General features: G+C 41.0%; 7 protein-coding genes. All 7 read left to right on the top strand.

Going from position 1 to position 12,363, the window contains the following annotated elements; genetic code table 11:
• The first annotated feature begins 40 nt into the window (after window positions 1-40).
• The 7 genes from H8796_RS03735 to H8796_RS03765 all read left to right on the top strand — a co-directional run bounded on the left by H8796_RS03735 (window position 41) and on the right by H8796_RS03765 (window position 12,273).
• Window positions 41-1,342 (top strand): glycosyl hydrolase, encoded by a 1,302-nt coding sequence (locus H8796_RS03735; RefSeq protein WP_158577280.1) that lies wholly within the window; start codon window positions 41-43, stop codon window positions 1,340-1,342.
• Window positions 1,343-1,381: 39 nt separating this feature from the next.
• On the top strand, window positions 1,382-2,599 hold the full coding sequence (locus H8796_RS03740; RefSeq protein ID WP_117932913.1) for a glycoside hydrolase family 27 protein: 1,218 nt from the start codon (window positions 1,382-1,384) through the stop codon (window positions 2,597-2,599).
• Window positions 2,600-2,944: 345 nt separating this feature from the next.
• Entirely contained in the window at window positions 2,945-4,042 is a 1,098-nt protein-coding gene (locus H8796_RS03745; protein ID WP_117932911.1) for a glycoside hydrolase family 26 protein, read from the top strand.
• A 20-nt stretch (window positions 4,043-4,062) separates the two neighbouring features.
• Window positions 4,063-6,264 carry an alpha-galactosidase gene (locus H8796_RS03750; protein ID WP_117932909.1) on the top strand — a complete coding sequence of 734 codons (2,202 nt, stop codon included), beginning with the start codon at window positions 4,063-4,065 and terminating at the stop codon, window positions 6,262-6,264.
• 19 nt (window positions 6,265-6,283) lie between these two features.
• A complete protein-coding gene (locus H8796_RS03755; protein ID WP_117932907.1) occupies window positions 6,284-7,726 on the top strand; it encodes a family 43 glycosylhydrolase in 1,443 nt (480 codons plus the stop codon).
• A 5-nt stretch (window positions 7,727-7,731) separates the two neighbouring features.
• Window positions 7,732-10,218, top strand: a complete 2,487-nt coding sequence (locus H8796_RS03760) for an alpha-L-arabinofuranosidase C-terminal domain-containing protein (RefSeq protein ID WP_187343934.1) — start codon at window positions 7,732-7,734, stop codon at window positions 10,216-10,218.
• 54 nt (window positions 10,219-10,272) lie between these two features.
• On the top strand, window positions 10,273-12,273 hold the full coding sequence (locus H8796_RS03765) for an alpha-L-arabinofuranosidase C-terminal domain-containing protein (RefSeq protein ID WP_117932903.1): 2,001 nt from the start codon (window positions 10,273-10,275) through the stop codon (window positions 12,271-12,273).
• Window positions 12,274-12,363 lie beyond the last annotated feature (90 nt).

Below are 12,363 nucleotides of genomic sequence, written 5' to 3' on the forward strand. Positions count from 1 at the left end.
TAATCGATTATTTAAATGTATTACAAATTTATTGTTCTGTATGTTGTTAGTAACATCATGCGAAAGCGATTCGAAGAATGTCGAGTATTCTCCGTTGCAACTACTCTCTGTCAAGCCAACAGCAGGAGAACAAGTCTCTCCTGGAGCCGTGGAAATAGTATTTGAGTTTGACCAGCCCATAACCATCAATGACGTCACTAAAATAACATTGAATAATAAAGTGGTGGAAAATGCCTATGCTGTAGCCAGATATTTAAAAGCAAGAGTTGAGGTAGAGTCGGAAAGTACAAACGTTTTTAAAATAGATACAAGAACCCTATCTATCTTTTCGACAGATAGGATGAATGAAACAGCATATTCAGTCGAGTTTACCGCTCCTGCCATTGACAATCCGGGTCCTGAATTCAATATTAATGATACTCCTTGTAACCCGAATGCCGATGCCGGTGCCAGAGCACTATATACATGGATGCTTAAACAACACGGAAAGAGAATAATCTCGGGTAGCACAGATGGAGACTCATTCAGTTATGCAAAACGAATTACCGGACATACACCTCTACTCAAAGGATTTGACATGCAGGCCTATAGCCTACATTATCCATACCTCTGGGGAGGCGACGGTCATACCTTCGGCCCCGATTTGAATAATCCTAGTACACCAGATGCGATAGCGTGGTATAACGATAACGATCAGAAGCCAATTATTGCCTTCACTTGGCATTGGCATTCCCCAATGGGAGGAGAACCTGGCAAGAATACATTCTATACAAATGAAACGGATTTTGATGCAAGTCAAGCTGTAATAGAAGGAACAGAGGAGTATAATGCAACCATAGGCGATATTGATGCAATTGCTGACCAGTTGAGAAAATTGAGAGATGCCGGTGTGCCTGTGTTGTGGAGACCTTTACACGAAGGCTCCGGAACTTGGTTCTGGTGGGGTGCTAAAGGACCGGAAGTTTATAAAAAATTGTGGAATATGATGTACGACAGACTCACAAACCATCATCAATTGAATAATCTCCTTTGGGTTTATAATGGCGGTGATGTCAATTGGTATCCCGGCGATGATAAATGTGACGTTATCACTGATGATGTTGGTCAAGATGATATTTATAAAGATAGATTCGAGAATGTATACAAGATAACTAATGGTAAAAAAATGCTGGGCTTAAGTGAAAGTGGGAATGCCATTATGGATCCAGATAAAGCATTAAGAGAAGGAGTGTATTGGTCATACTGGATGACATGGCACGATGCTATCAAAAATGGAGATCCCGAAGATTTAAAAGCCGTATATAATAATCCCAAAGTAGTTACATTGGAAAGCTATTATTAAATAGCTTGCTTTGATCTATTAATTATAAAATACAAGATAATGAGAAAAAACATTTTATTTTTACTGCTTTTTCTTACATCTCTGAATGTCTTTGCACAAAAATTTGAGGGGTTAGCCTTAACCCCTCAAATGGGATGGAACAGTTGGAATAAGTTTGGGACAGATATAAACGAACAAATGGTCAAGGAAATGGCAGATGCTTTGGTGAGCACCGGATTAAGAGATGCCGGTTATAACCATATATTGCTCGATGATGGTTGGATGGAAATGGAGCGAGACGCCCAAGGCAATCTGGTTCCTCATCGGAAGAAATTTCCGAATGGCATTAAAGTCGTTGCAGACTACGTACATTCCAAGGGATTGAAATTCGGTTTATACAATTGCGCAGGTTCAAAAACCTGCGCAGGGTATCCCGGCAGCCGTGGACACGAATATCAAGACGCACTTAAATATGCTGAATGGGGTGTCGATTACCTGAAATACGACTGGTGTAGCACTGGCAAACTGAATGCAGAGGAGGCCTATATAACTATGCGCGATGCCATTTATACAGCAGGCCGCCCCATTCTTCTGAGTATTTGTGAATGGGGGACCGATGCTCCTTGGAAATGGGCACAATCGGTAGGTCATAGCTGGCGGACAACCGGTGACATCTACAACTGTTTTTCATGTAAACACGACCATGGCGGATATTTCTCATGGGGAGCACTGAACATCTTGGACATGCGCGATCAGGACGAACTTCGCAAAGCTGCAGGACCAGACCATTGGAATGACATGGATATGCTCGAAGTAGGAAATGGTGGCTTGACGCCGGATGAAGAACGGACGCATTTCGCATTATGGACCATTCTCAATTCACCTCTTTTGCTGGGTAACGATTTGCGTAATATGTCACCTCAAACATTGGACATACTTACTAATAAAGAAATTATAGCCATTAATCAGGATTCATTAGGTATTCAAGGTTTCAAATATAAAAAAGAAGGAACAATTGAAGTATGGGTAAAGCCTATGGCAAACAATGAATGGGCCATCTGTTTCTTCAACCGCTCACAGCAACCTTCAGATTTCACTTTTAACTGGGAAAGGGAAACCATCAAAGACAATGTATTTGATAAAGAAATTACATTCAACAGAGACAACATCTATAAGATCAGAGATTTGTACCAACACAAAGTGATTGGGAATACAAAGAAAGCTTTGAAACAGAAGTTGGAGCCTAATCAGTCATTAGTAGTAAAGATATTCAAATAATTGATATCAATTATAGTGTTGATGAAACAACCTAATTATACAAATAATCTTCAATCTTGCCGGATGCCAAAGTTATTTCTTTGGTATCCGGTTCTTCATATCTCATATATCCCGGTTCTAACTTAATTCCACTAATAGAATACATATCGGAAACAATAACTTTTCTTGAACACTAGAAACAATATTCCTCTTGAATGTATCAAAAGAAGGTATCAAATGTATTATCAGACAAATCCGGACGGTGTAAAAGCCATATGGGAATAGCTATTTGTATCCTCCTTTTTATCTTTGCTTCCGACAAATCACCGAATTGCGATTATTAATCATGAACTTTAAATATATAGTATGATAAAAACAAATTTAATTGCCATAGCAGGTCTGTTTCTGATAGGAATGTCTGCTTGCCAAAAAGAAAATGCGCTTCCAAAACGGACTCATGAAACCGAATGTTTATTGAAGTCATTAAAGCTTCTTCCCGAAACCGGATATATGTTCGGACATCACGATGCAACTTCTTATGGTATCGGTTGGGATGGAGATGCGGATAGAAGTGATGTGAAAAGTGTATGTGGTGCTTATCCGGCTGTCATGTCTTTCGATTTGGGACGCATCGAACTGGGTAATGACAATAATCTGGATAATGTTCCTTTTGAAAGAATAAAAAATGAAATCATTTCACAATATAATAGAGGTGGTATGAGTTCATTAAGTTGGCACATGGATAATCCGGTTACAGGGAAAGATTCCTGGGACGCAAGTGATACGACTGTAGTTACTTCAATTCTTCCCGGAGGAGCCTATCATGAGAAATTCACAGGCTGGCTCGACAAAGCTGCTGAATTTATAAATTCAGTAGTTACGGCAGATGGAGTAAAAGTTCCGATTCTTTTTCGTCCATGGCATGAGCATACAGGAAACTGGTTCTGGTGGGGGCAAAACCTTTGCTCTGCAGAAGAATACAAAGCCCTATGGAAAATGACCTATGAGCACATGCAGAAAAAAGGGGCAAACAATCTTCTTTATGCCTATTCTGCCGGATCGGAGCCCAATGATACTACCGAATATTTGGAACGTTATCCGGGAGACGACATTATTGATTTCATTGGTTTTGACACTTATCAGTTCAATCGTCAAGATTATGTGAATACCATGGAAAAATCACTATCTATTCTTACAGAAGTCGGTAAAGCACATCAAAAACCAATCGCTGTCACTGAAACCGGATTTGAGACAATACCGGATTCCGTATGGTGGACAGAGACACTCATGCCGGTGATCGATAAATATCCGATCACTTATGTACTTGTCTGGCGAAATGCCCGCGAAAGAGAAGGGCATTATTTCGCACCTTACCCAGGACAAACATCTGCAAACAATTTTGTAGATTTCTATCATTCACCGAAAACGCTCTTTATTGGAGATAACTTTACACTATATAAATAAGAACAGAAATAACGAATATCATGAGAAAATACTTTTTAGTCGCAGGAATCTGTTTGTTTACTGTCAACTTGTTTGCGCAGAACGTATGTATTTCAACTCCGGGGACATCACTGGTTTTGTCCGCCCCTACAGGAGGAGATTTAAGATATGTGTATTACGGCAATAAATTGTCAGAAACAGATGTAGCTACCATCAATCAGACTGGAAGCGACAACTACTCGGCATATCCGGTATATGGTTTGGGAGGAGCCAGCGAGGCAGCCTTAGCAGTTAAGCACGCCGACGGAAATATGACCCTACAAATGACAGTCACAGATGTGAAAACGAACCAAGAGGGTAATGCGAATATCACAATTGTCAAAATGAAAGATAAGGTATATCCTTTCTTTGCCAACATCTGCTACAAAGCGTATCAGGATGTAGATATTATCGAAGTCTGGACTGAAATCAGCCATCAGGAGAAAAATCCGGTATTATTGAATCAGTTTGCTTCCGCCTACTTGCCGATACGTCGAGGTGAGGTTTGGTTATCTCATTTATATGGTTCTTGGGCAAATGAAGGACGTTTGGCACAAGAACCTTTAAAACCGGGAATGAAAATCATAAAGAATAAAGACGGAGTACGTAATTCGCATACAGCACACGCGGAAGTGATGTTTTCACTCGATGGCAAACCGCAAGAAAACACAGGAAATGTGATCGGCGCCGCCTTGTGTTATAGTGGCAATTACAAATTACGTATTGATACTGACGACAGCGAATATCATCACTTCTACGCCGGCATTAATGAAGACAATTCATCTTACAACCTGCCAAAAGGAGAAGTTTTTCGTACTCCGGAACTTGCGCTGACCTATAGCAAAGAGGGATTAAGCGGAAGCAGCCGTAATTTCCACCGATGGGCACGAATATACAAATTGGCACATGGAACTTCTCTACGTAAAATCCTGCTGAATAGCTGGGAAGGTGTTTATTTCGACATCAACGAGCAGGGTATGGACCAGATGATGAGTGACATTGAGTCTATGGGAGGCGAGTTATTTGTGATGGATGACGGTTGGTTTGGAGATAAATTTCCGCGTAAATCGGATAATTCTTCCTTAGGCGACTGGAAAGTGGACAAGAGGAAATTGCCAAACGGCATTAGAGGCTTGGTGAAAGATGCACAAAAACACGGCATCAAATTTGGAATCTGGCTGGAACCGGAAATGACGAATACGACTAGCGAACTCTATGAGAAACATCCCGATTGGATCCTTAAAGCACCGGAACGTGATCCGATCACCGGACGCGGAGGGACACAACTCGTATTGGATCTTACCAATCCGGAAGTACAGGACTTCATATTCGGGGTTGTTGATAACTTGATGACCGATAATCCGGAAATTGATTATATCAAATGGGATGCCAATATGTCGATTATGAATCATGGCTCCAGCTATTTACCCAAAGATAAGCAAAACCATCTTTACATAGAGTTTCATCGTGGATTCGAGAAAATATGCCAACGCATTCGTGCCAAATATCCGGATTTGACTATTCAGGCATGCGCAAGTGGAGGAGGCCGTGCCAACTATGGTGTATTGCCTTATTTTGATGAGTTTTGGGTAAGCGATAATACAGATGCTTTGCAACGGATATATATGCAGTGGGGAACATCATACTTCTTCCCGGCTATTGCGATGGGATCCCATATCAGTGCCACCCCCAATCATCAAACTTCTCGCACGATTCCTTTGAAATACCGTGTTGATGTGGCAATGAGCGGACGTCTGGGAATGGAAATACAACCTAAAAATATGACTGAAGAAGAAAAAGCACTTTGTAAGAATGCAATTGCCGAATATAAAAAGATACGTCCTGTTGTACAATTGGGTGACATTTATCGCTTATTGTCTCCCTATGATAACCAAGGCGTTGCATCTTTGATGTATGTGTCTCCAGAAAAAAATAAAGCTGTTTTCTACTGGTGGAAGTTAGAGCAATTCTGTAATCAACACTTACCACGTGTGAAGATGGCTGGCTTATCGCCAGAAAAGCTCTACAAAATACATGAATTAAACCGTATTGACAACATTCTTTTAAAATTCGAAGATCAAGTCTTTACTGGTGAGTACCTCATGGCTAACGGTTTGGAAATACCTTATAAACATACCGTGGATTACAACAAACAAACTGACTACACTAGTCGTGTACTCTATTTGGAAGAAGTGAAACAGTAAAACCCTATAAAGAAATATTATGAAAAGATTCTTTTTAGCAGCATTGTTATTGATAGCAGGCAAAGCAAGCCTGAGTGCTCAAACTATCGAAATACCTTTTACCGGAGATTATGCCGATCCTACTATTGTACGAGTTGGTGAGGATTTCTATATGACTCATTCCTCCTATAACTATTACCCCGGACTATTGGTGTGGTATTCAAAAGACCTGAAAAAATGGACACCTGTCACCCGTACTTTACATGAAAATGTAGGTACTGTATGGGCTCCGGATATCACTTATACCAATGGCAAGTTTTATATCTACTTCCCTACCAATTTAGGAGGTAATTATGTGGTGACAGCTGATCATATAGAAGGTCCATGGACAACACCAGTCAAACTTGAAGTGAATGGAATTGATCCGGGACATATTGTAGATGCCGAAGGAAACCGATATCTGTATGTGAATGGCGGAGGATATGTCACACTTGCTAAGGATGGTCTGTCGGCAACCAGTAAGGAGAAATATATTTATCGTGGATGGGAGATTCCTCGCGATTGGCCGGTTGAATGCCATTGCCTGGAATCACCGAAGCTATTCTTCCATCAAGGCTATTATTATATGGTATCTGCCCAAGGAGGTACTTCAGGGCCATCTACCAGCCACATGGCAATCGTGGCACGTTCGAAAAAAGTGGATGGACCTTGGGAAAATAGTCCTTATAATCCTTTAATTCATACCTATGACCCCAGTGATGAATGGGTGTCTAAAGGACATGCCACTCTTTTTGATGACACTAAAGGTAACTGGTACGCAGTTTATCATGCATTCAAGCGTGAAGAACGTCCTCAAGGGAGATCAACTTTAATTCAACCTATCAAATGGACAAAGGATGGTTGGCCTGTATTGAAAACATCTTCTAAAGAAAAATATGTAGCTTATACCAACACGCGTCCTCAATCTGATGATTTTAACACCGGAAAATTGAATTGGCAATGGAGTTTTTGGGGAATTGACTCTCCTACCGACTATCAACTGAACAATGGAAGTGTCACATTAAAAGGTTCGAAAGATAAACTCCGCGCCTTGATAGCTATCGCTTCGGATGCAGACTATGAAGTAACTGCTGAAATTGAAACGGAAGGAAATGTGGAAACCGGATTAGCATTGATGTATAATGATGGAGTCTATGCCGGTATTGGATTGAATAAAGGAATTATCCAGGGTTTGTGGCATGGAACACCTTCCTGGAGTACTTTCGACGCCAAAGATTGCAAATTTCTTAAACTGAAAGTAGAGAAATACACCATCTCTGTTTCGTATAGCAATGATGGTGTGAACTGGTTGGGATATCCTCATGGTTTTGATGTGTCGGGATATCATACTAACATTTACGGCGGCTTCTATTGCTTGAAACCAAGTATCTTATGCAAAGGAGAAGGTAGTGTTACCATTAAGAATGTAACCTTCAAATATTAATATCAATGAAACGCTTTAAGTCGATTATAGTAATAGCATTTATTATGACCGCCATTCCAATGAAGGCGAACCAACCTGACTCTGTTTATCTTTTCTCATATGCGAAGCACGGGGGGACTAGCGGTCTACGTTTTGCATGGAGTGCAGATGGTAAACAAAACAGGATGCCCGTGTGCGGTGATTTTGAATATGTGAAATGTGGTTTTGGTCCATGGGGACGTGAGAAGAAAATGATCACTCCTCATCTACAACAAGATGTCCAAACCAAAAAATGGCATTGTGTATGGTACCTTTCAGAGAGCGGTAAGGCTTTAGGACATACTGCTTCAAAAGATTTACTGGATTGGGAGGCTCAAAGTTATTTCGCCCCTGAAGTATTAAGCAAGTACCAACCCGCTCAAGCCTATCCGACTAAGGCTTCCAAAGTGATAGTGGCAGGTAATGAGGAACAAGGTTATGTACAGCGTGTACCCTGTGATATATTAACAGATTTGGTGCGCTTTGCCGAACATAAGAGATACCGCCAACAACTGAACGATGAACATGCCGGGCAGGATTCGATACGCTTTGCAGGTTTGGAGCCTGTGATGACTGAAATCATTGTCAATACGAAAGACGCAAAAGCAATTAGTGATAAGTTTATTGGCATCTTTTTTGAAGACATCAACTACGCTGCCGATGGCGGATTATATGGAGAACTAATACAAAACCGCGACTTTGAATATTTCTTAAACGAAAATCCCTGGGATAAGAGCTGGGGACCAACTAAAGCCTGGAGCATAAAAGGGAATGCAGAGTTTAACATCGCTACTGAAAATCCTTTGCATGCAAACAATGCGAACTACGCCATTTTAAAGATTCATTCCATAGGTGCATCGTTCTCAAACGAAGGATACGATGGCATTAACTTGAAGAAAGGAGAAAAATACAACTTTTCACTTTGGGGACGTATTCCGGCTACAGCCAAGGGAGGCAAAATACTAATAAAATTGCTTGATGAAAAAGGCCATACGGTAGGTAGCACTACCATATCAGTTACATCCAGGCTGTGGAAACAACGCAAAGCGGTAATTACCGTGACTGAAAATGTAAAATCAGCCTCATTGGCCCTCATTCCTCAAACAACAGGCGAATACCACTTGGATATGATTTCTCTCTTTCCCCAAAACACCTTCAAGGGGCGCATAAATGGTTTACGTGCCGATCTGGCTCAAACCTTAGCAGATCTGCATCCTCGTTTTGTGCGTTTCCCCGGTGGCTGTGTAGCTCATGGCAATGGTTTGGATAATATATATGACTGGAAAGGTTCTATCGGTAAACTCCATGAGCGTAAGCCTTTACGTAGTTTATGGGGCTATCACCAGACACGTGGCTTGGGTTATCACGAATACTTTCTCTTTTGCGAAGACCTTGGAGCAGAACCTGTACCTGTAGTAGCCGCTGGTGTACCTTGTCAAAACAGCGATTGGAAGTATAAGCATACACACGACGAACTAACGACCTTCGGACAACAAGGAGGTATTTCCATGGAAGATATGCCGAAGTATGTACAGGATGTACTCGACTTAATTGAATATGCCAACGGTGATGCCAAGAAAACTGTATGGGGTAAGAAACGTGCCGAGGCCGGTCATCCCCAACCCTTCAATTTGAAGTATATCGGCATCGGTAATGAAGATTTGATTACAGAAGTCTTCAAAGAACGCTTTCTGATGATTTATAATGCAGTGAAAGAGAAGTATCCCGAAGTAACAGTAATCGGTACTGTCGGTCCTTTTTACGAAGGAAGCGACTACAACGAAGGTTGGAAGTTAGCTACCAAGCACCAAGTACCTGTGGTAGATGAACACTACTATGTGGCTCCAGGTTGGATGATCCACAACCAAGACTACTATGATGGTTACGACCGTAACAAAGCGAAGGTTTATTTAGGTGAATATGCAGCTCATTTGCCTAATCGCCCTAATAATATTGAAACAGCGTTAGCAGAAGCCCTTTATCTGACTTCTGTAGAACGTAATGCTGATATCGTCATCATGACATCCTATGCACCTCTTTTGGCAAAAGACTATCATATGCAATGGTGTCCTGACCTGATTTACTTCAACAATCAAGAGGTGAGACCCACCGTAGGTTATTACACTCAACAAATGTACGGTCAGAATCCCGGTACTCATTACTTGACTTCCCAAGTGAAAGTGAAACACGAACAGGAAGGGGTGAAGAAACGTATCGGTGTTTCTGTGGTAAAAGATGAATATAGCGGTGATTATATCGTTCGTTTAGTGAATATGCTTCCGGCTACTGTCAATACAAAAATTACACTGAAAGATGTAGATTTACAACACCCCACAGCTACCAGAACTTTACTTACAGGTGCTCCAACGGACCAGACTTCCAAACCTGTTATAACGCCATTCGAACTCTCTTCGAATGAATTTGATTATGCAATGCCAGCGTACTCATTTACGGTCATTCGCGTAAAACCGTGAGATGACGAACATAGACAGACTGATTTCTCAACCTATAATAAATAATTTAATGTAATGAAAAAAAACAAACTCTCAATAATAGCATTGGTCTGCCTTTCAGTTCCGGTGGCGGGACAAACGTTCGACCATTACCAAGCACAAACCAAGGAGCTTGTAATCTCAACCAAGAAAATCGGAGCGGAAATTCAACCCACGATGTATGGCTTGTTCTTTGAGGATATCAACTATGCAGCTGATGGCGGTTTGTACGCAGAGTTAGTAAAAAACCGTTCGTTTGAATTCCCACAGCCTTTATTGGGTTGGAAAGCATTCGGTAAGTTTGAAGTGAAAGATGACGGACCTTTCGAGAAAAATCCCCACTATGTACGTCTCTTCTATAAAGGACATGGGCATAAGCTCACCGGTTTGAGTAACGAAGGCTTCTTTGGTATTGGTGTAAAGAAAGATGCCGAATATCGTTTTTCTGTTTGGGCACGAATCCCAGATGGAGGCAAAGCTGCAATGATTCGTGTCGAGTTAGTGAATACCAAGACAATGGAAGAGGGACATGCCTTTGCATCGGAACGCATTACTGTCGATTCAAAGGAATGGAAAAAGTATCAAGTAATTTTAAAACCTTCGATGACTAATCCAAAGGCTGAACTTCGTATATTTCTGGAAGGTGTTGAAACTATTGATTTAGAACATGTTTCGCTCTTTCCTGTGGATACTTGGAAGGGGCATGAAAATGGTTTACGTAAAGACTTGGTCCAGCTTTTAGCCGACTTGAAGCCCGGTATTTTCCGCTTTCCTGGTGGATGTATTGTAGAAGGCACTGACTTAGAAACTCGTTACAACTGGAAAAACTCGGTTGGTCCGGTTGAGAATCGCCCATTGAACGAGAATCGTTGGCAATATACCTTTGCTCATCGTTACTACCCTGACTATTATCAAAGTTACGGTTTAGGTTTTTATGAATACTTTTTAATGTCAGAAGAGATTGGTGCAGAGCCTCTTCCTATATTAAGTTGTGGTCTGGCATGCCAGTTTCAAAACTATCATATCAGCGCTCATGCCGCACTTGAAGAATTGCAGCCATATATCCAGGATGCGCTCGATTTAATTGAGTTTGCTAACGGTGATGTGACAACTAAATGGGGAAAACTTCGTGCCGAAATGGGACATCCGGCTTCATTCAACTTGAAGTTCATCGGTATTGGGAACGAACAATGGGGACCTGAATATCCAGAACGTTTAGAACCATTTATTAAAGCCATCCGTGCTGTTTATCCCGATATCAAGATCGTGGGTAGTTCCGGTCCCCATTCGGAAGGTAATGATTTCAACTATTTGTGGCCAGAAATGACACGTTTGAAAGTTGACCTGGTAGATGAGCACTTTTATCGCCCTGAAGATTGGTTCTTAGCCCAAGGTTCCCGGTATGACAACTATGACCGTAAAGGTCCGAAAGTATTTGCCGGTGAATATGCTTGTCATGGTAATGGTAGAAAATGGAACCACTTCAATGCAGCTTTAATGGAAGCTGCGTTTATGACAGGTTTGGAACGTAATGCAGATATCGTTCATATGGCAACGTATGCTCCTTTGTTTGCTCATGTGGAGGGTTGGCAATGGCGTCCTGACTTGATCTGGTTCGATAATTTGAAATCAGTTGGTACTGTAAGTTACTATGTGCAGCAGTTGTATGCTACTTACAAGGGTACTAACATGCTGAAATTAACCATGAATAAGAAACCAGTAACCGGTTCAGAGGATCAAAACGGTTTGTTTGCAAGTGCAGTATTAGATAAGGATAGTAATGAAATTATTGTCAAAGTCGCCAATGTTTCTGATGAGCCCCAAGCTTTATCTATAAAGATAGATGGTTTGAAAAAGAAAGAAACCTTAAAAGGCGCCCGTGCTATTAAACTCCAAACAGACAATATATTGAAAGAAAATACGCTAGATAACCCCTATGCAATTATTCCTCAAGAATCGATATTGGCTGTTAACGGAAATATACTGAATGTAACAATTGAACCTAAAACATTTGCAGTATATGTATTGAAGAAATAGACCATCATAAAAATGAAATGCTACCTCAATGATCTTCTTTATTCGAAAGAGGAGAAGCAGTCTTTAGTATAATTTGAAACACTTAAAAAA

It is taken from the genome of Bacteroides sp. M10 (assembly GCF_014334015.1).
In the GTDB taxonomy this organism is placed as follows: Bacteria; Bacteroidota; Bacteroidia; order Bacteroidales; family Bacteroidaceae; genus Bacteroides; species Bacteroides intestinigallinarum.

What these genes read in the sequence shown, in the direction of transcription:
- H8796_RS03765 (WP_117932903.1), top strand. Translation starts at nt 10,273, where the DNA reads ATGAAAAAAAACAAACTCTCAATAATAGCATTGGTCTGCCTTTCAGTT.
- H8796_RS03755 (WP_117932907.1), top strand. Translation starts at nt 6,284, where the DNA reads ATGAAAAGATTCTTTTTAGCAGCATTGTTATTGATAGCAGGCAAAGCA.
- H8796_RS03740 (WP_117932913.1), top strand. Translation starts at nt 1,382, where the DNA reads ATGAGAAAAAACATTTTATTTTTACTGCTTTTTCTTACATCTCTGAAT.
- H8796_RS03745 (WP_117932911.1), top strand. Translation starts at nt 2,945, where the DNA reads ATGATAAAAACAAATTTAATTGCCATAGCAGGTCTGTTTCTGATAGGA.
- H8796_RS03750 (WP_117932909.1), top strand. Translation starts at nt 4,063, where the DNA reads ATGAGAAAATACTTTTTAGTCGCAGGAATCTGTTTGTTTACTGTCAAC.
- H8796_RS03760 (WP_187343934.1), top strand. Translation starts at nt 7,732, where the DNA reads ATGAAACGCTTTAAGTCGATTATAGTAATAGCATTTATTATGACCGCC.
- H8796_RS03735 (WP_158577280.1), top strand. Translation starts at nt 41, where the DNA reads ATGTTGTTAGTAACATCATGCGAAAGCGATTCGAAGAATGTCGAGTAT.